This is a genomic window from Pedobacter sp. AK013 (assembly GCF_014205835.1).
Lineage (GTDB): Bacteria > Bacteroidota > Bacteroidia > Sphingobacteriales > Sphingobacteriaceae > Pedobacter.
On sequence record NZ_JACHCQ010000001.1, the window covers coordinates 91,493 to 112,980 of the forward strand.

Sequence of the window (21,488 nt, forward strand, 5' to 3'; positions counted from 1 at the left end):
CATAATGAACTAGTGTATGTTCCACTTGAAAATGTTGAGCATGTTGCGGTTGAACTTGAGGTCGCGTAACTAAATCCACTATAATTGTTTGACCCTATTGAAACATAATAAAACCTTCCGGTAGATAAGCTATAACAACCATCAGCAGCATAGCTTTTACATAAAATGCCTGTAAATAGGGCTATTAACCCTAAGGTATATATTCTTCTCATACAATAAACGACTTAAACAAAAGTAACTAATATCCGTAATCTTAATAATACAAACACCTTTATTATGTTGATATTAATCAAGTTAAATCGTATCTATTGATTCTAACAAAAAAGGAGCGACATATTTAGCAAACACCTAACATACAGCAAATTAATTATCAAAAAATACTAAAGCAAAAGATCATCTATACCGTCATTATCCAATAAGACTGATTTTGATCAATGCTTTTAAAGTCAAGAGTAGGCTATGCTTTTCTGATTACTATTTTTTTTAAGCATCTTTAAACAGTATTTTTGCATTGACCTACACATCCCATTTAGTTAGTATATCTTTCTAATAATTATGATTCAAAAACATTCCATTTTTCAATTTATTCTTTTTTTATTTATATCGATTATACTGCTTAGCTGCTCTGTTCGTAAGCAACATAGCTTATTCAATGCGCCTAGCGATATCGTTACAGATACCATTAAACGGGTCTATGTAGTGAATGATCAGGGAATCAGCGATGCTTATTATAAAATCAAGATTAGCGATCAATTGGCCATAAGAAACGTGCAGAACCCCGAATTTGGCGCTACAGCATCTGGTAGTTCCAGTACCCAATCGAATGTTACATCAACATCAGGCACGGCTCAGAATGTACTTTCCTATCCTGTAGAACCTGATGGAATGGTGAATTTGCCTGCCATTGGAAAAGTAGACGTTGCGGGCTTAACCAGGCGTGAGGCCACGATCAAAATTCAGGATCTTTATAAACAAAAATTATTAAAAGATCCGATTATAGAGCTGACCGTTGTTAACTTAAAAGTAACTTTATTGGGTGAATTTAGTAAGCAAGGTAACTTTCTGCTTGAGAAAGACAATACCAGCCTCATCGAAATCATTGGTGAGGCCGGCGGGATTACAAAAACTGCAGATCCTAAAACCTTAAAAATTATCCGCGGAGACCGAAGCCATCCCGAAATTATTTATGTAAACCTAACCGATATTAATAGTTTGGCAAGTAAAAAACTGATCTTGCAGAATAACGACATCATTGTATTGCAACCTACTAAGGGTGCTGCACTGAGCGAGAAACTTCAGAGTTTTAACAATATTGTACAGCCACTACTTGTGGTGGTTAACCTTGCTGTATTAATTTTTACTGTGACACGCTAATATGGAAAAAGCAGAAGATTTAGAGGTTAAAGCTGTTAGCCAACAAATTGATTTTTATAAAATATTCAGGGTATTTTGGAGCAGGTGGTATTGGATTGCTGGCTGCATTGCTATTGCACTGGTTGTAGCTAAAATAAAGGTACTTTATACATTACCGATTTATCAAACCGGAGCATCGCTTAAACTACAGGACAGTAACCCAAGTGTGAGCACAAACAACCAGATGCCCACACAGGTTTATAATTATACCGATAAAATTCAGGCAGAAAGTTTTGTGATCCGCAGTAATGATGTTGTACTCAATGCCATCGCTAACCTGGATTACAAAATTTCTTACTATTTAAAAGGCAGGATCAGGACAACAGAACTATACCCAAATATTCCTTTTCAGATCGAAATTATACAACAGGATTCGGTAAATTTTAATCGGGGTTTATATAATATAGAAGCGATTGACAGTAAAAGCTTTAGCATTAGCGATCCGAATAACGAAAAATCCAAACAAACCGTTCATCGTTATGGAGAGGTATTAAATATGGGCAATATGCAATTCCGCATTAAATCTATTGTTCCAAAAGGCGATTATAGCTTTAAATTTAATACCAAAGAAGATTTTATAGGGCGGGCAATGGGTTTAAATGTAGCAGAGGCCGCGCGCTTTACCAATGTCATGAGTTTAAGTTTAACAGATGGCAATCCTGTTTTTGCTGCCGACATGCTCAATGCCATTATGAAGGAATATGTGCGTTACGATTTGATCCAAAGGCAACGTTCGGCTAAACAGACGGTCCAATTTATTGATACGCAATTGGGCTTTATTAACACAGAGGCGGGTAAATCTGGCAACACGCTGGCGAACTACAAAACCCAGAACAAAATGGTCGATCTTGGATCTGCCACCTCTACAACGATCGGTAAATTATCAGATTTTGAGAAACAAAAAACAGAACTGAATATTAAACAACTGGCTATTAAACAACTGGAAGACCAGGTGAACAATAACCGTTCGAAGGTAGAGATTGGCTTAGATATAGAAGGTGATTTAAATAGCGGATTGGGAACTTTAGTTACTCAACTCAACACCTTACTTGCAAGTAGAATACTCAAACTCAATCAGTTTAATGCAGATTCGCAACCTGTTAAACAAATCGACCAGCAGATTGCCAATGTAAAAGCAAGCATCAGGAGCAGTGTGCAGGCCATGCGCAACAATAATGAACAGACCATCCGTTATATCAACAGCCAAATTTCTGCGGTAAACCAAAATATAAGCACCATTCCGGCCAAAGAACAAAACTTTGTTAAACTCAGTACCAACTTCGAGGTAAACAACAAAGTACGTTCTTATTTATCAGAGAAAAAATTAGAAGCCGAAATGAATGCTGCGGCCACGGTATCTGGCGCGGCCATTGTAAATTTAGCTTATCCATCTTATTATTCTATTTCTGCGAATTCGAATAAGGTTTACACTTTTGCCGTTTTATTTGGTTTAGGTGCAGGTATGGGCCTGATCTTGCTGGTACGTTTTTTAAACCCATACATCTACGATAAGGAAACCGTAGAAGGGTTAACGAATACGCCTATCATCGGGGTAATCCGCAAATTCCCCGATTACATTGATCAGGATAACCGACAGGCCTTATCGATCGCTAAACCTAAATCAGTTTTTGCCGAATCGGTTAGGTCCGTACGGACCAATCTGAGCTTTTTAGCCAGCCATAAAAAAAGTAAGGTGATCTGTATTACCTCTGAGATATCGGGTGAAGGGAAATCATTTGTTACCGTAAATCTGGCTGGTACGCTTGCGCTAATTGAGAAAAAAGTAATCTTAATTGCTGCCGATTTACGTAAATCAAGACTACACAAAGTTTTTGGAAGTGATAACCGTAAAGGCCTGAGCTCTGTCTTGTCCGGACAGCATAGTTTAGCAGATGTCCTCATCCATGATGAGATACATCATATCGACTTTATTCCATCAGGCCCCGTACCACCTAACCCTTCAGAGCTTTTGCATACTGCCGCCATGCGCGATTTATTAAAGGCCTTAGAAAAAGAATATGATTATGTTTTGGTCGATACTGCTCCCGTAGGCCTGGTTTCGGATGCTATACCGTTGATCAGGAACTCGGATGTAAATCTTTTTGTGATCCGTTCAGGCGTATCGCAAACACGGGCAGCAGCTATTCCAGAGCGGTTATCACGGGAGTATGGATTAAGCAATATGGCCATTGTATTAAATGCATTTGGTGATGATGCACTTTATGCTAATTATTATACTACCGACTATAGTCGTGGTGGAGGCAACAGTACTTATTATTATTCTGATTATTCAGGATACTCAGGATCCGGTTATTATGACGATGAGAACCGGAAGTGGTGGATGTTTTGGAAGAAGAAGTAGTTGCATTTGTCATTAGTTCATTAGTCAATAGGTCATGGCTAATTGCTTAGGATGGATAATTTTGAAATAGATTAAGTTTAATGATTGATCAGAGTTACAGATGGTATCCGGTTTATACACGTTCGAGGGCGGAGAAAAAGGCATATGAGGAACTTACGAGAAAGGGCATCATCTCCTATCTACCTCTAAAAAAGACGCTTAAACAATGGAGCGATCGCAAAAAAATAGTTGAGGAGGCATTAATTAAGTCTTACCTGTTTGTGTATATTTCGGCCAAAGAACATGCTGAAGTTTTGATGACCAATGGTATTGCCAGGTTTCTCTATTTCTCTGGTCAAATAGCCGTTATACCCGAACAACAAATTCAAGATCTTAAACTTTTACTGGCCACGGATGCAGATCTGGAGGTTTTTGATTATGATATAAAACCTGGAGCGCGGGTATTGATCAAGGCAGGCCCATTTAAGGGGATTATTGCCGAACTGGCTTCTGTACACAATAAACAGCGTATTATTTTGCGTTTACAAAATATGGGTTACGCTATTGAAATTAACACCTCTATTGCGTTTATAGAACCGCTCTAGGGTGATTTGAGACTTGAGCGCTGAGGTAGCGTTCAACAAAATATATAAAAATAATCAGTTTATTTTTTTAAAAAAAATGTGACTGAGCGGGCGAAGCTGTGTCCGGACAAGATGGAAGATGGTTGTGATAAGTGGAAAAACGGGAATTATAAATGTGTCGGATTGCAGGTATAATTGATAAAAACAGACCAATAGAGCAGATCAAACAGGAGGTTAAAGGCATGTGTAATGTAATGGCGCATGGCGGGCCCGATGATGAGGGCTTTTATACCAATACCAACGAGGGCTTTGTGATCGGCCATAGGCGTTTGGCCTTGATAGACCTCTCTCCTAATGGTCATCAACCAATGAAATATAGGGCAGGCGAACTTATAATTTCATTCAATGGAGAAATCTACAACTACCAGGAGCTCAAAAAAGAACTACAAAACTTAGGCTTTCTATTCCATACCGAAAGTGATACCGAAGTTATTTTAGTTGCCTATGCAGCCTGGGGTGTAGCCAGTTTTGCAAGGCTTAAAGGCATGTTTGCCTTTTATCTATTCGATGCCGAGCTTAAATGTAGTTATCTGGTCCGTGATCTCTCAGGTATTAAACCCTTGTATTATTGCGCTACAGCGCTAAGTTTAGTTTTCTCTTCAGAAGTTAAGGCTTTTGCAGAAACCTCTTATCATTATACCGAACAACCTGATTGGAAAATCTATTTCCTCGCTTTTGGACATATACCAGAACCATATACCACTTTAAATGAAGTTTTGATGTTGGCAAAAGGGCATTATCTGATCTGGCAGCACCAATCAGCTACCTTCGAAATTAAAAATTATATCCAACCTCGGCATATTGAGGAAATTTTGGGCAAAGAGACTGCCAAATCAGCTTTAGAACAAAATTTACGGGCATCGGTAAAAAGACACCTCTTATCTGATGCTAAAATAGGTGTTTTTTTAAGTGGTGGTATTGATAGTAGTATCTTAACGTTACTGGCCGATGAAATTACAAACCGGGATTCAAGTACCCTGAATACCATTTCTATCAATTTTGAAGAAACAGCCTATTCAGAAAAGGCCTTTCAGGATATAATAACCGAAAAAATTAAAGGAAAGCACTCAGAATATACCGTTACCCCTGCTATTTTTTCAACATATTTCCCTGCTGCATTAAAAGCTATGGATCAGCCCACTGCAGATGGTATCAACTCATGGTTTGTTAATTATTTTGCCAAAAAGAACGGCTTAAAAGCTGTTTTATCAGGTATTGGTGCCGATGAGCTCTTTGGCGGCTACCCTTCCTTTAAACGGATGGGCTTACTTAAGCAGCTGAAAAAATTACCAAAACCCGTCCTTAAAAAAAGTCTTGCCTTTAATAACTCCGGATTAAAACGCTCCTATTATTTAAGTTATCAAAATACAGCTGGCGAATACCTTTTTTTAAGGGGAATATTTACCCCCGACGAAATTGCAGCTTTGTTAAATTTCTCCATAGAAAAAGTAGATCGCGTATTAAAAAGCATAAACATTACCTCCGCTCCAAATCATTTAGCTAACGGAGAAAAGGCCAGCTGGTTGGAATGTAATTTATACATGCAAAATCAGTTGCTTAAGGATACCGATACCATGAGCATGCAGCATGGCTTAGAAGTGCGTGTTCCTTTTTTAGATCAGGACCTACTTGATACCGTTAAATCCATTAAACCCAAACTAAAATTTGGGGCTGATCGGCCAAAATCACTTTTGATTGATGCATTTTCTGCTATACTGCCAAACGCAATATGGAACCGAAAAAAAATGGGCTTTACATTCCCCTTCCAACTTTGGTTAAAAAAAGATGAGCAGTTTCTAAGTTCAATAAAAACCGAAGGAAACCAATTTGCAACAAAAATGGTTAACGATTTTAGACAGGGTAATTTACACTGGAGCAAAGTGATGGCGCTTTATCAGGCGTTTAGCGTTTAGGGAAAACAGATTGAAAAGCAAAAAACTTCTATTTCTTAGCTTACATACTTTCAGTTTAACTGGGGGAATAGAAAAGGTAAGTAAAACTTTTGCGAAGGCGCTTGATGACCTGAAAGCAAGTGCGCAAATCCAGTCTTACCAGGTAATATCAATGTATGATGATCAACCCGATCTGGCCTACGTGGCAAAAGGTTCATTTAAGGGATATCATGGCAAAAAAACAGCTTTTGGTTTAACAGCTATTAAAGCGGGCCTAAAAGCAGATGTAATTATTTTAAGTCATGTACATTTATTACTCTTTGCACAGATCATCAAAACATTAAAGCCAGGTGTCCGTATTGTTCTTTTTGCTCATGGCATAGAAATCTGGAATGCCTTGGCGCGTTGGAAAAAACAGATGCTGAACAGAATAGAAATCTGGGCAGTAAGCCGGTATACGGCTGATCAGATTATACAGCATCATGGAATAGCTGAAAGACAGATTAAAGTATTGAATAATTGTTTAGACCCCTATTTTAAATTAGACAAATCTATTTCAAAGCCGGCTTCACTCCTCACAAAATATAGAATTAACAATAACCAAAAAGTGTTGCTAACCATTTGCCGCTTATCTTCATTAGAACAGTATAAAGGATACGATCTGGTTATCGAATGTTTAGCGCAGGTAATTAAAATTTATCCAGATTTGGTTTACTTATTGGTAGGAAAAGCAGACCGGGCAGAATTAGTGCGGATTAATAAGCTCATTGCCCAATCTAGCCTGCAAAAAAACGTCATACTTACAGGCTTTGTACCAGATGATGAACTTGTTTTACATTATCAATTGGCGGATGTATTTGTAATGCCGAGCAAAGCAGAAGGATTTGGACTCGTTTTTATTGAAGCTGCTGCTTATGGCTGTACTGTACTCGGTGGTAATACCGATGGCAGTAGAGATGCCCTAATGGATGGCAAACTGGGCACTCTTCTAAACCCTAATGATGTAGCCGCGATTGGTGAAGCAATTATCACTTCGTTGCAAAAAGAAAGACATCAAACCCAAGCAACCCAGGAGCTATGTTTTGAAATATTTGCATACAAGCAATACCTGGAAAAAGTATCAGACTTATTATTTAATTAAAAGCTGTGAAAATAGATAAGTATGTATAACGAAGAGCACAGCTGGACCATTGAGGCAAAAGCTTCTTTATTCGATTTAAAGCTTAACGAAATTTGGGCTTATCGTGATTTACTATGGCTGTTGGTTAGAAGAGATTTTGTTTCTTTTTATAAACAGACGATACTGGGGCCATTGTGGTTTTTTATCCAGCCATTATTTACCACCATCATCTTTACCTTTATTTTCGGTAACCTGGCAGGTATCTCTACTGATGGCCTACCTAAACCATTATTTTACCTGGCCGGTATCACTGCCTGGAATTACTTTGCTGATTGTTTGACCAAAACCTCAACAGTATTTAGGGATAACGCAGGGATATTTGGAAAGGTCTATTTCCCCAGGTTGATTATGCCTTTGAGTATCGTTGTGAGCAATCTAGTTAGGTTTGGTGTGCAAATGATCTTGTTCCTGATCATGATGGGTTATTATTACTTTACTGGAGCGAATTTTAACATTAGCTGGGCCATTTGCCTATTCCCTGTTGTAGTAATATTAATGGCTTTATTAGGCTTAGGCACTGGCATGATCATCTCTGCTATGACAACCAAATACCGCGATTTAGCTTTTTTGGTAGGCTTTGGGGTTCAGTTGTTAATGTATGCAACCACGGTAATCTATCCTTTATCAGAAGCATTAAAAAAATACCCGGCTTACGCCTGGATTATAGAATATAACCCGATGACACCAATTATTGAAACCTTTAGATATGGATTTTTGGGTGAGGGGAGCTTTAGCTGGAGTAGCCTGGGCTATGCAAGCGGTATTACAACTGCCCTGCTGCTTTTTGGAATAGTGATTTTTAATAAAGTAGAACGAAATTTTGTAGATACGGTGTAGGTTTTGGTAAGTTGGTTTTTGGAGAGGTGGTGAGATTATATTATCTTTAAATGATCATCCTTTATTTATTTGAATTATAAACTAAATAAAGATTATGTATACCTATCCATTTGAAAAATTAGAAGTATGGCAATTGGCCAGAAAATTCAGGAAAGAAATTTATGGTTTAGTTAATCAATTCCCCAGAGAAGAACAATTCGGATTGACCAGTCAAATAAAACGTTCAGCAAGCAGTATCGGAGATAATATTGCTGAGGGATCAGCGAGGCTCACAGCTAAAGATCGGGCACATTTTCTCGTCATAGCATATTCAAGCGCTATAGAAACAGTAAACCATCTTATAGGATCATGGGACTTGGCCTACATCAAAGAAGAGGAGTATTTAACGCTAAGAATTAAACTGGAAGAAATTACTAATAAGATTAATGCATTACATAAAGCTCAATTTAACAGAGCTGTTTAGAACAGCTTACCAAATAACCACCTTGCCCCCTAAACCCTAAACATTGTCAAAAAATATTGCTATAAAAGTAGAAAACCTTTCCAAAGCTTATCAATTGGGCCAGATCGGCACAGGTACAATTAGTCGCGACCTGGAGCGTTGGTATGCCCGTATTCGTGGAAAAGAAGATCCATTTTTACGCATCGGCGAAAGCAACAATCAAAATACCAAAAGTGAAAGCGATGTAGTTTGGAGTTTAAAAGATATTAACTTCGAAATTGAGCAGGGAGATGCAGTAGGCATTATCGGAAGAAACGGCGCTGGTAAAAGTACACTTCTTAAAATTTTAAGTAAGGTTACTGCGCCAACAACCGGCAAAATAAGTGGTAAAGGTAGGATTGCAAGCTTATTGGAAGTAGGTACCGGTTTTCATCCTGAACTATCAGGACGAGAAAATATCTTTCTGAACGGTGCCATTTTGGGTATGCGTAAAAAAGAGATCCAACGCAAACTGGAAGAAATTGTAGATTTTGCGGGAATCGAACGCTATTTAGACACCCCTGTTAAACGATACTCATCCGGAATGTATGTACGTTTAGCCTTTGCTGTTGCGGCTCATTTAGAATCAGAGATTTTGATTGTTGATGAGGTATTAGCTGTAGGCGATGCTGAATTTCAGAAAAAGTGCCTGGGTAAAATGGGCGAAGTGAGTAAAGGTGAAGGAAGAACGGTGTTGTTTGTGAGCCATAATATGAACGCTGTCAACACACTAACAAACATAAGTTTTTATTTAAAGAATGGCATTATTGAATTTAATGGCAAGACCGATGAGGCTGTGAAGCACTATTTATCGAATACAAAACCCAGTAAGACATATTTATCTGTTCCAAACCAAAAGATTAGTATAACTAGGGTAGAGGTTTTAACTTCAGAAACAAATAGTGTACATAATCAAGGTCAACCATTAACGATAGAGATAGATGTTAATATGCCATACTATGCTGAAGGAATGGGTGTTTCCTTTCAAATATATAATGAAGAGGAAACACCAATTGTATATTGCTATCGGTTTGATGTTGATAAACCTCTTCTAAGGCATACTGGGATTAACAAATTAAAATGTATAATTCCAAATTGTAGATTATATATGGGTAGATACTACTTGCATGTTCATTTGGCTGAAACAAAAGGCCGTACATACATTGAAGGAATCGATAAAATATGTGAGTTTGAGGTGCAAATTATCGAAAAAAGTATCGAATGGGGTTGGCAACCTGATGTTTGCAAATATTTGGAAGATTTTTACTGGGAATAAATGATTAAAAAAATTGCTTACAAAATAATTAGTTTGTTAAAAAGAGCAACTAACAATAAACAAATACTTGATGAAAATTTTAGAGTTTTTGGAGACACTAACGTTACTGATTCAACAATAGGGAGATACTCTTATATCTCTCCAAATTCTCTAATACACTCGTCTTACATCGGACAATTCTGTTCTATCGGTCCAAACGTAATAATAGGTTATGGAGACCACCCAACTAAGTATATAAGCTCTAGCCCTATGTTTTATCATGCTGGAAATATTTTCAATAAGACTTTTGCAAAAGAGGAACATTATGACCATCATAAAAAAGTAACTATAAAAAATGATGTTTGGATTGGAGCAAATTGCTACATAAAAAATGGTGTTGTTATAGGAGATGGCGCAGTTATAGCAGCAGGAGCAGTTGTAATTGAAGACGTTCCAGACTATGCTATTGTTGGCGGCATACCGGCTCGTATCCTTAAATTCCGATTCGGATATGAAACAATCAATAAACTTTTAGAAATAAAATGGTGGAATTGGGATGATGAGAAACTACAGAAATGGCAGCCTTTTTTTATCAAAGAAGATATCCAGCCTTTTATTGATGCTGTAGAAAAAATCAATAATGCCTAATCAAATAATTATTCAAAAATTATAAATAGCAGTAATAAAAATAAACAATGAGGGTCAAGAACTTAAACAGATTAAATTCTGCCAATGTTGATATTAAAGATATAAACTACTTACACTATTACTCCTATCATGAAGACTTATTTGGGGCTTTTAAAAAATATGCATCAGGAAATCTTTTAGATATTGGATGTGGAAACAAACCATATGAAAAACAGCTCAAAGATAAAATCACCAGCTACACTGGTGTTGATATCATTCAATCTAGTGATAATAAAGTAGACTACTTATGTCAGGCCAATGCAATTCCCTTAAAAAACAGTCTTTACGACACAGTTATTTCAACCCAAACCATTGAACATGTTGAGGATCATCAGGGATTGGTTAATGAGGCATTCAGGCTTCTTAAACCAAATGGCATCTTTATTCTCAGTGGCCCCATGTATTGGCCTTTGCATGAAGAACCTTATGATTTTTTCAGGTTTACGAAATATGGTTTTCAGCATATTTTAGAAAAGGCTGGATTTGAAATTTTAGAGCTTAAATCAAATGGAGGCAAGTGGGCTGTAGCAGGACAAGCATTGCTTCACGCATTATATCCCCAAGTTTATTCTATAAGTGGCTTTAAAGGAAAATTACTGCGGATTTTGCTCAAACTCATTGGAGGGATAAAATCAATTAATAAGTTTTTTGTATTTATGGATAACCAAGGTACCATTGATCATTCTAATACAATGAATTACGTAGTTATTGCAAAAAAATAAAACAATAATGATTCTTTCTGTTGTAATACCTTGTTATAATCATGGCGAATTTGTTCAGGACGCTATTGATAGTGTTTTAACGTATCAGGAAAAGTCTATTGAAATAATAATTGTCGATGATGGTTCTACCGACTTAGCAACCATTAATAAGATTGATGAGTTAAAAAAAGCGGGACATCATGTCATTCAACACAAAAATTCAGGGCTAGCATTTAGTAGAAATGCAGGGATCTTGGCTGCAAGAGGAAAATACATTTTACCGCTAGATGCAGATAATAAGATTAAATCTGATTATATCAGAAAAGGGATAAAATTATTGGATCAAGGGATCTGTGATATCGTTTATGCAAAGCCCTCTTTTTTCGGAGAAGATATACCCGAAAGAAAATTTTTACCCTACGAATTTTTAGGTCATAGATTATTCGCCAACAACTACATAGATGCTTGCGCTATTTTCAGAAAATCTGTTTGGATCGATACGGGAGGATATGATGAGAAAATGCCTTTCCAGGGACAAGAAGATTGGGAGTTCTGGTTAAATAGCTATACTAAAGGTTTTAAATTTAAATTTGTAGATGAAGAGTTATTTGAATATCGCATTGATAAAAACTCAATGATAACTCAAATAGTTTCAAAAAAATTAGAAGCAAATCAGAACTATGTATTGACCAAATATAAAGATGAGATCTTTAATTATATTGAACAAAACTATTGCATTCAACAGTTTTATGAAAATGACCAAAAAAATTATTTGAGATCAAGTATAAAATATTTCGCAAAATATTTTAAAACTATTTTCAAATGACATCTAAAAGGCATGATTTCAATTATCATTTGTTCCGTTAATCCAATTCTCTTGGAGAAATTAAAAGCCAATATTGTTGATACCATTGGAGTCAACTATGAAATAATCGCAATTGAAAATACAAAAACTAAATATTCAATTGCAAAGGCTTATAATTTAGGCGCAGAAAGTTCCAAATATGAACATTTATGTTTTATTCATGAAGACATCTTATTTCATACTAATAATTGGGGGCAAATTCTATTAAACTATCTGCAGCATGACGATATTTCTCTAATTGGAATGTTTGGCTGTTTGATTAAATCGAAATTCCCTAGTGGGGTTTATTCTAAAGTAGAAAACCTAAATCGTGTTCATCAAATTCAAGCATTCGATGGTAATATGGTAAACTATTACTACAACCCTCGTGATGAAGAATTTTCTCCTGTAGCAACTGTTGACGGTATGTTTTTGGCGTGTACAAAAGGTAATTGGAGTAAAAATAAGTTTGATGAAGCTAATCCAAATAAATTTCATGGATACGATATAGATTTTAGCCTTGCCCAACAAAAAAATGGGAAAGTCGTTGTTATTTACGATCTCCTTATTCAGCATTCATCATTTGGCACCTACAAAAAAGAATGGATAGACGCTCAGATATATATAGCAGACAAATGGCAAAAATCATTACCGGTAATTATTGATCGTGCTAAACAAATTCATCAGGTTGAAAATAACGACCTTAATGAGTTCATCATACTTTTGTATAATCACAACTATATGCCTAAGTTGGCTAGAAAGTTATCAAGAAAAATCTTATTAAGAAGACCATTTCAAAGACTTACATTTTATATTGTCAAGAATTATCTTAAATCCATTTTTGGTTTGGATACCACATTCAAGCATCCTTAAAAAATCCCAGTTCTATGCATAAAAAAATCTTAATTGTAGGTGCTGGTTTTTCGGGTGCTGTTATAGCTAGAGAGCTTGCTGATACAAATCAGTATCAAATAACCGTAATTGAAGAAAGAGGCCACATCGCTGGTAATTGTTACACAGAAAGAGATGCTGAAACTAATATTATGGAGCATGTATATGGCCCACATATTTTTAATACCAGCAACGAAAAAGTATGGAATTATATCCAAAAATATGGCGAATTCATTCCCAATATTAACAGAGTCAAAGCAGTGACTGAAAATGGTGTTTTCTCAATGCCAATAAATCTGTTAACAATTAATCAGTTTTTTAACAAGAGCTTTAATCCCAGAGAAGCTGCTGACTTTATTGCGTCAAAAGGCGGCCACACTATAATTGAAGCTAAAAATTTTGAAGAACAAGCATTAAAGTTAATTGGGAAAGAGCTTTATGAAAATTTCTTTAAAGGTTACACCATAAAACAGTGGGGATGTGACCCAAAAGAACTACCGGCGAGCATTCTAAGCAGATTGCCAATAAGGTTCAACTATGATGATAATTATTACAATTCTAAATTCCAAGGAATTCCCCGAAATGGTTATACTGAGGTTGTGTATAACCTCTTGAAACACGAGAATATTAAAGTAATTTTAAACACAAAATATACAAAAGAACAGAACAATAACTTCGACCACATTTTTTATGCTGGGCCACTAGATGGTTATTTCAATTTTTCATTAGGTAAACTGGCCTATAGAAGTATCTATTTTGAAAAAGAAGTATTTGATGGAGAAGACTATCAGGGTAATCCCGTAATAAATTATTGCTCCGAATCGGTCCCTTATACTCGTATCCATGAACATAAACATTTTACACCATGGGAGAAACATGAGAAAAGTATCTATTTCAAAGAATATAGTAAAGAAACAGAAGATAGCGATATTCCATACTATCCCAAACGTTTAGCTACCGATAAAGAGCTTTTAAGAAGTTATAGACATTTGGCTGAAAACGAGAATAATATAACCTTTATAGGTCGCCTAGGAACATATAGATATATGGACATGCATCATGTAATTGATGAGGCACTAAACATAAGCGAAGATTTTATCAAAACCGGGGATACAACTAGTTTCTATAAATTCCTAAATAGTGAAAGTTAATTAATGATTAAAGTTCACTGGTTTAGAGACGCACCTGAAGAGCGAAATGATTGGCTCCGTTTCGGCCTAATGGAGCTTGCAAAAAAAAAGGAAATTCGCTACTCAGAATGGGATTTAAAACAGATGACCGTATATGGTTTTTCTCAGGAAATTCTATCCAAGCCGAGCCATCGCCATTTATCGTTTCTTGTAGTTGATGATGGAAATCGAAAAGTAAAATGCATTATAGACAACGAAGATTCTTTTGCGCTATTTTCAGAGCTCATCATCTATGCGGATGTTTATTTTTGCGCAGGGTATAATAGCGATGTATTTGAGCAGAAATCGCTACCTAAATTCTACAACTGGCAAACCGCAGCAGATGTGGCTTGGTATACTGATCTACTTTCAAAAAAAATTCTACACTTTGGAGATCAATTTCATAAAGTAAGAAAATTTATTCCCATTGGACCCAATCTATGGAAAAACATTCCAATTGGAAGGAGAAAACGCCTGGGGTTAAATATTCAACATCGCTTTAGAAAAATATTTGGACTATCTAATCAATATCAAACAGTTCATGAATGTTTTCTATCAAGATATAGTGATCTAGTGGGCCTGAGAAATGGAAAACTAAGCTTTGATATTACACTAAGTGATACCTCTTGGGGATGGCCAGCACATCGGATTAAACTACACCATCAATTGAAGGAACTTTCGAAAGAAGGATTTAACATACATTCTATATTAAAACTTGCAGAGCCATCTGTGTGTGATAATAGTATTTCACTAAGTTTAGACTATAAAGACTTTCCCATGAAAATTGGGGAAATATTAAACTATGAGCGAATGCTAGCCTCTTCAAAGCTTGGTGTTTTTGCGTGCGGTTTTCATTGGGGATGGAGGAATATTTTAACCTTAGCCCTATTCGTCGGAATTCCCGTGGTAACAGATAGATTATTAACAGAAGCTTACTTTGACATCAATGAATTTATAATTCATGAAACAGAAGATGAAAACTGGCTTCTTGTTAAAGATCTGTTAAACGATCTTGATCCACTCGAGTGGGAGAACATAAAAAAACATAATCAGAAGGTTTACGATAAATACCTTCATCCTGAAAGTGTGGCCAACTATTTCATCAGTCAAATTAACTCATGAGAATAGCCTACATTTCTTACGAACATCCTTTAGGTATTGCTGGAGGTGGAATTGGCACCTACATTGGACAGATTTCAAGGCTAATGGCAAGTAGAGGGCATGAAATAGAAGTGTTTAGTGGTCATATTGATGAAAATCAAACCTTAAACATAGACGGTTACATCTTGCATTTAATTAAATCTGGTAATAGTTCGGAGTTTAGGGAAAATGTTTTAGCTAAGTTTATTGATAGACACGAAGCAAAATTATTTGAAGTTATAGAAAGTCCGGAATATGGCGCGGATGCTTTGCTAATAAAGAAAAAATTTCCCAGTCTACCGCTAGCTGTTAAGCTGCATACACCTAGCTTTTTGGTTTCACTGTTGAATAATTATAATGGAACGTTTCTAAAAAAACTTAGATTCATTATTGGTGGGTTAATAAGGGGAAAACTTGTAAGGCCCTATTGGATTTACAACAAAGAAAATGATCCTGAATATCAATTATTTATATTAGCAAATTCAGTTTGTAGCCCTTCAAATAGTTTGAAAAAAATTGTTAATGGAACCTGGGGAAATAGAGCCATATCAGTAATACCAAATTTATTTATACCATCAATTGAACTAACCCCTGGGATTAAAAAAAATGATGCCCCCCTTACCGTTACCTTTATAGGCAAATTAGAAAGAAGAAAGGGCATATTAGACCTGATAAAGGCTATACCTATGATTTTAAAGGAAGAGCAGGAAATACAGTTTATGTTTGTAGGTGCTCCTTTGGGATCTCCCATTAAAGGTTTAAAGATGGATGAGTATATAAATTTAAAACTTAAAAAACAGCTAAACCATATAAAATTTAAGGGCTTTGTGCCATATCAGGATATGGATAAGGTTTTTAAGGAAACCGACATCTGTATTTTACCAAGTCTTTGGGAAAATTTCCCTACGGTATGTCTTGAAGCAATGTCTGCTGGAATCCCAGTAATAGGCACTAGCAACGGGGGGATGGCAGATATTATAGAGAATGATAAAACAGGAGTCTTAATCCACCAAAATTCGCCTACAGAAATTACCCAAGCCATTATTAAGTTGAAACGGGATTACAAGCTACGTGAAGAAATAGCAGTAAATGGCCACAAACATATTTTAGAAAATTATAATGGAGACACATTGGGTAAAATTATTGAGGGTTTTTATGACAAAACGATAGCAGCTCACTAATGGAAAAAATTTCTGTAGTCATATGTGCATATAATCCAAATAAGGCAATATTTGAAAGGGTAATTAATTCATTACAAAATCAAACTCTTGAATTAGAATATTGGGAACTGTTAATTATTGACAATAATAGCTCCTTTCCGATCTCAGATTGGTTAACTATCAATTGGCATCCTCAAGCTCGGATTATCTCAGAGGCTAAACCAGGTCTAATTAACGCCAGAAATCGAGGCACTATTGAAGCTCAGTACGACTATATAATTAGTGTAGATGACGACACTCTCTTATGCGATAATTATCTAGAGCTAGTACAAAAAATATACAGTTCTGACCCTACTTTGGGAATAATTGGAGGTAGATCAACCCCTATTTATCTTGAAGAACCACCAAAATGGATTTCTCAATTTAATAGTTTACTAGCTATTCGCGATTTGGGGGAAATAGAAATTGTTCAACAACTTAACCAAGAAAGACCTACAGAATACCCTACAATTTCTCCAATACTAATTGCCCCCAGGAAAAAATGTATGGAAGAATACATTTCCTTCTTCGAAAATAGTTTGATTAGTAAATCTTTGGGTAGAAAGGGAACTAGTTTAGCATCAGGTGAAGACAATGATATCAATATGTTTATATATGCCAAGGGATACAAGATTGGCTATTTTCCCGATTTAAAGTTTGAACATATAATCCCTCCATTTAGAACTACAAAAAAATATTTAGCCAAAATGGCTTATGAAAGCAATAGATCTTGGGTGAAGATGTTAACTAACCATGATATAAATCCATGGCAAAAAATTAAAAGCAATACTGTCTTACTAAGGCAAGCCAAAGCATTTTTCACTTATCAAGCTTGGAGAGATGCCAAAAATTATATCAAATGGAGAGGCGCATGTGGAAGATTTAAAGGATTATCCGAACTGTAATTGATGTCTAATAATTTAAATCGATTACGCTATTTAGATGCATTGAGAGGCGTTGCAGTGTTACTGGTCATGATGGTTCATTCCACAGATCTAATTAATACCTCTGGCTTTCCCGCTATGTTAACCCATTTCATTTCCTCGGGCGTATTTGGTGTACAACTATTTTTCATTATCAGTGCCTTTACACTATTTTACACGCTTAGCCTTGAAAAAAAGACAAAAACTGATTTCTTTTTACGTAGGTTCTTCAGAATTGCACCGGCATATTATTTTGCTATTCTTTTCTATTCATTCTATAGCGGCTACTGGGGTAGTGGAACAGTCTTAAATTTTGTTTTCTTACATGGTTTTGCGCCAAAAAGTATCAACAGCATTGTGCCGGGAGGTTGGTCTATTGGTATTGAAATGTTTTTCTACCTAATGGTGCCTTTCTTGTTCAAGTACATCAATACGTTAAATAAGTCGATTTTATTTCTGTCCTTCTCATTTTTGTTTAAGGCTTTCTGCTTTTATCTACTAAAACTACCCATGCTTTCAGACATAGCTGCTGATGGTTCATTTATTTACTTTTGGTTTCCTAACCAACTACCCATTTTTGCAATAGGTTTTGTCCTATATTTTTATTTGCAAAACGGTTCGAAAGATTTAAAACATGTTTATAAAAGTTTGTATATCCTTATTGCAATAGTATTATTTGCACTATTTACAAAAAATCCTCTCTTTAGTAATCATATTATTGTTGCCGCTGTATTTGCCCTATCAATTGCCATATTAGCAAAACTAGAGCGTGAGACTTGGGTGGAAAATAAATTATTCCTATTCATTGGTAAAGTAAGCTACAGTGCGTATTTATGCCAATACGGGGTTATATTTTTGTTAAGAGATTTACATCTCAATAATATATTCACTAATTCTTACGCTAATTTTATCTATAATTTTATTCTTTTTGCAATTACTACATTACTAATTGCATACTTCTTCTATTTAACAATAGAAAAACCATTTCAAAAAATTGGAAGAAAATTAATCCATAGCCTTAAGCCTACACCTACTTCATTAATATCACCCCATGTTTCAAAAGCTAGTTAATCACCTTTATCGATATCCAAAGTCAAATTGGAAAACTATTCAGCGTTTTGGGGGGTATTTAAGTTATTGGCGAATGTTGGCTTCGAAAAAACAAATGCAAAAAGCCAGCGAGAATTTACCGCCAATTATTTCAAATCATAACGGCTTTCCTATTTACTTTTTAACCGGCAAGAAGTATTTGTATCAAACCCTTTTCTGTGCTTTATCGTTGACTAAATCTTGCAAAGAAACCTTCCGGTTCATTTTAATTGATGATGGAAGCTTTGATCAAGATTTAATTAATCAGGTAAAACAACAAATGCCAAATGTGAAATTGATCTTGAAAAATGAAATAGAGAATAATCTAGAACTTAAATTACCTACAAGTGCGTATCCGTTTTTACATCAAAAACGAAAGATATATCCACATATCAAAAAGTTGACAGACATTCATACCATTGATGATAACCCTTTTAAATTGGTGTTGGATTCTGATATGCTTTTTTGGAATGAACCAACTGAATTAATTGATTGGTTAAAAAACCCTAATGGATGCATTTATATGTTAGATAGTGAGGAGTCTTATGGCTACGACAAAGCATTAATGGAAACCTTATGCGGTTTTACAATTCCAAACTTAATGAATGTTGGCACATTTGGTGTAAATTCTAATAGTATTAATTGGAATAATATCGAAAACTGGGCGAAATCATTAGAAGAAAAACAAGGGGCCTCATATTTTCTGGAGCAAGCTCTTTCTGTAATGGTAGTCGCAAATCAAAAAAAAACCATTTTAAACAAAGAGGAATATATAGTAAATCCCCATGAACGGGGAAGTACTTTCAATAGGAGTAAATTACATCATTATGTGGATCTATCGAAGAGGCATTATTTTGAAAATGACTGGAAGGCCTTCTTATAATTCTCTCCCAAACTTATGTTAGTTTCAATCTGTATTCCTTGTCATAATGCTCAGCCTTATTTAGCTGAGACTTTGAGCTGTTTAATTAATCAAAGTCATAAAAATTTAGAAATTATTGTTGTTGATGATCATTCAAAAGATGAGAGTGTAAAAATTATTCAAGAATTTGCAGAAAAAGACCAACGCATTCGTTTCGAAACTGCAAAAAGTAAAGGCGCAGCAGCAGCAAGAAATCAAGCATGCGAATTAAGTAAAGGAAATTTTGTTGGTTTTTTCGACGCTGATGATTGGATTCCAGAAAATTTTATAGAAACACAACTCCAAACTTTAAAAACAGATCAAGAAGTAGTAGTGTGTACTTGGGGTAGATTTTATCACAATAATCTATCTACGATTACCATAGATGATTCACAGGTTAAAACAGATTTAAGTTTTGAACAATGGATTTTGCATTATTGGATAAATAATTCACATATGACCTGTCCAGGAAGAGTATTAATGCCAAGGCATTTGATCGACCAATCAGGTTTATGGGATGAAGACTTAAATTTAAATGACGATTTTACATTTTATACTCGCATTTTTTCCAACTGCAGCATAATTCGTTATAATCCAAGAAGTGTATTTTATTATCGGTCGGGTATTAGTGGTCTTTCCTCAACGAAAGGAAGTCTTGCTTATCAATCCTTATATAATTCTCTAGTTCGATCTATCACATCAGCTCAATCTAAACTTAAAATATCTAAAGAACTTAATATTTGTTACGCTAACTTACTACAAAACTTTATTTATGAAACTTATCCTTACGAGCCTAAATTAATTAAACAGACTGAGCAATTAATTCAAGCATTGGGAGGTTCAAATTTAAGATTCCCAGCAGGTGGGAAAAGTAGAATACTCGCTTCTATTGTGGGTTGGAAACTTACCAAACGTTTAAAGAATATAGGCTAACCTCTCAAAATAAGTTATGAAACAACCACCTCTTCCATCCTATCATGAATATCGGATGCTATTTCTTCAGCAAGGAACAACATATACCCTAACACCAATATCTACTTCGAAAAATGGTTTGTTAATCGACCTTCCAAATACAACCAATCTCACTGGATGGCCATGGGATGTTGAAGTAAATCCAAAAGCTTATGACGCAAGAGTATCATGGCCAAAGATAACCGTAGTAAGTCCGTCATATAATCAGAGTATTTATCTTGAAGAAACACTTAGAAGTGTGCTGTTGCAAAACTATCCTAATTTAGAATATATTGTGATGGATGGATTCAGCAGCGACAACTCAAAAGATCATTAACAAATATAATAAATGGTTAAGCTACTGGGAATCAAAAAAAGATGGTGGCCAGAGTCATGCAATAAATAACGGATTTAGCCTAGCTAGTGGCGAGATTTATTGCTGGCTAAATAGCGATGATACCTTTACGAATGGCTCTCTTAAAAAGATTGCCATGACATTTATTAAATCCAATGCTCAATTTGTTTATGGCAATAGTTTAAATTTAAAAGCAGTGAATTCTCATCATTTATGACGTCTATAATTGTTGACCGCTTCCTACCCTTGCCTGGTCTTCCCCAACCTTCAGTTTTTTGGCGGAAAGAAATACACCAACCATTGTGGGAAGAACTGAATTGCACTTTAGATTTCGAACTTTGTATGCGGATTGCAAGAGGTGTACGAAAAAATATTTGAATGCATACTTATCTATTGCAAAGGTCCATCCTGATGCTAAAACATACAATGAAGTCCCTACAATTAAAGCGTTATGGCAAACTGACCATGATAGGCAATGGACTATTCATGGCCCGTATGATTATGAGAGATTAGTAAAAGAAAATAGAATTTTCCAAGGCGTACTCCGAAGATTGCCTATGTTGAAACGTTTCTTTTAAATGGGTAAATAAGGAAA

19 protein-coding genes and 1 pseudogene are annotated in these 21,488 nt (G+C 35.6%); all 20 read left to right on the forward strand.

The features are described 5' to 3' along the window. Window positions 1–555: 555 nt before the first annotated feature. A complete protein-coding gene (locus HDC90_RS00370) occupies window positions 556–1,374 on the forward strand; it encodes a polysaccharide biosynthesis/export family protein (RefSeq protein ID WP_184462716.1) in 819 nt (272 codons plus the stop codon). Window position 1,375: 1 nt separating this feature from the next. After that, window positions 1,376–3,775, forward strand: coding sequence for a tyrosine-protein kinase (locus tag HDC90_RS00375; protein ID WP_184462718.1), 2,400 nt, complete (start codon window positions 1,376–1,378; stop codon window positions 3,773–3,775). A gap of 80 nt (window positions 3,776–3,855) precedes the next feature. Further along, window positions 3,856–4,359, forward strand: coding sequence for a UpxY family transcription antiterminator (locus tag HDC90_RS00380; RefSeq protein WP_184462720.1), 504 nt, complete (start codon window positions 3,856–3,858; stop codon window positions 4,357–4,359). 152 nt (window positions 4,360–4,511) lie between these two features. Then, window positions 4,512–6,311: an asparagine synthase (glutamine-hydrolyzing) gene (gene asnB / locus HDC90_RS00385; RefSeq protein ID WP_184462722.1), complete on the forward strand. Its 1,800-nt coding sequence runs from the start codon at window positions 4,512–4,514 to the stop codon at window positions 6,309–6,311. 10 nt (window positions 6,312–6,321) lie between these two features. Beyond that, on the forward strand, window positions 6,322–7,431 hold the full coding sequence (locus HDC90_RS00390) for a glycosyltransferase family 4 protein (RefSeq protein WP_184462724.1): 1,110 nt from the start codon (window positions 6,322–6,324) through the stop codon (window positions 7,429–7,431). A 21-nt stretch (window positions 7,432–7,452) separates the two neighbouring features. Beyond that, a complete protein-coding gene (locus HDC90_RS00395; RefSeq protein ID WP_184462726.1) occupies window positions 7,453–8,307 on the forward strand; it encodes an ABC transporter permease in 855 nt (284 codons plus the stop codon). 94 nt (window positions 8,308–8,401) lie between these two features. Then, a complete protein-coding gene (locus HDC90_RS00400; RefSeq protein WP_184462728.1) occupies window positions 8,402–8,770 on the forward strand; it encodes a four helix bundle protein in 369 nt (122 codons plus the stop codon). A gap of 43 nt (window positions 8,771–8,813) precedes the next feature. Then, window positions 8,814–10,064 carry an ABC transporter ATP-binding protein gene (locus HDC90_RS00405; RefSeq protein ID WP_184462730.1) on the forward strand — a complete coding sequence of 417 codons (1,251 nt, stop codon included), beginning with the start codon at window positions 8,814–8,816 and terminating at the stop codon, window positions 10,062–10,064. Further along, window positions 10,065–10,691, forward strand: a complete 627-nt coding sequence (locus tag HDC90_RS00410) for a CatB-related O-acetyltransferase (RefSeq protein ID WP_221451762.1) — start codon at window positions 10,065–10,067, stop codon at window positions 10,689–10,691. A 47-nt stretch (window positions 10,692–10,738) separates the two neighbouring features. After that, window positions 10,739–11,452, forward strand: a complete 714-nt coding sequence (locus HDC90_RS00415; protein ID WP_184462732.1) for a class I SAM-dependent methyltransferase — start codon at window positions 10,739–10,741, stop codon at window positions 11,450–11,452. Continuing rightward, entirely contained in the window at window positions 11,439–12,257 is an 819-nt protein-coding gene (locus HDC90_RS00420) for a glycosyltransferase family A protein (RefSeq protein ID WP_184462734.1), read from the forward strand. Before HDC90_RS00415 ends, HDC90_RS00420 begins: the two co-directional genes overlap by 14 nt. 12 nt (window positions 12,258–12,269) lie before the next feature. Further along, window positions 12,270–13,148, forward strand: a complete 879-nt coding sequence (locus HDC90_RS00425) for a glycosyltransferase (RefSeq protein WP_255497420.1) — start codon at window positions 12,270–12,272, stop codon at window positions 13,146–13,148. 14 nt (window positions 13,149–13,162) lie between these two features. Beyond that, window positions 13,163–14,317 (forward strand): UDP-galactopyranose mutase, encoded by a 1,155-nt coding sequence (gene glf, locus HDC90_RS00430; RefSeq protein WP_184462738.1) that lies wholly within the window; start codon window positions 13,163–13,165, stop codon window positions 14,315–14,317. 3 nt (window positions 14,318–14,320) lie between these two features. Further along, a complete protein-coding gene (locus tag HDC90_RS00435; protein ID WP_184462740.1) occupies window positions 14,321–15,457 on the forward strand; it encodes a hypothetical protein in 1,137 nt (378 codons plus the stop codon). Next, the gene (locus HDC90_RS00440) at window positions 15,454–16,656 is read left to right on the forward strand and encodes a glycosyltransferase family 4 protein (RefSeq protein WP_184462742.1); all 1,203 of its coding nucleotides are present in this window, start codon (window positions 15,454–15,456) and stop codon (window positions 16,654–16,656) included. Before HDC90_RS00435 ends, HDC90_RS00440 begins: the two co-directional genes overlap by 4 nt. After that, window positions 16,656–17,579, forward strand: coding sequence for a glycosyltransferase (locus HDC90_RS00445; protein WP_184462744.1), 924 nt, complete (start codon window positions 16,656–16,658; stop codon window positions 17,577–17,579). Before HDC90_RS00440 ends, HDC90_RS00445 begins: the two co-directional genes overlap by 1 nt. 3 nt (window positions 17,580–17,582) lie before the next feature. Then, window positions 17,583–18,668 carry an acyltransferase gene (locus HDC90_RS00450; RefSeq protein WP_184462746.1) on the forward strand — a complete coding sequence of 362 codons (1,086 nt, stop codon included), beginning with the start codon at window positions 17,583–17,585 and terminating at the stop codon, window positions 18,666–18,668. Next, window positions 18,649–19,569: a glycosyl transferase gene (locus HDC90_RS00455; protein ID WP_184462748.1), complete on the forward strand. Its 921-nt coding sequence runs from the start codon at window positions 18,649–18,651 to the stop codon at window positions 19,567–19,569. Before HDC90_RS00450 ends, HDC90_RS00455 begins: the two co-directional genes overlap by 20 nt. A gap of 15 nt (window positions 19,570–19,584) precedes the next feature. Next, window positions 19,585–20,520 carry a glycosyltransferase family 2 protein gene (locus HDC90_RS00460; protein ID WP_184462750.1) on the forward strand — a complete coding sequence of 312 codons (936 nt, stop codon included), beginning with the start codon at window positions 19,585–19,587 and terminating at the stop codon, window positions 20,518–20,520. Between the two features lie 55 nt (window positions 20,521–20,575). Continuing rightward, a pseudogene (locus HDC90_RS25630) lies at window positions 20,576–21,110 on the forward strand (glycosyltransferase). Window positions 21,111–21,488 lie beyond the last annotated feature (378 nt).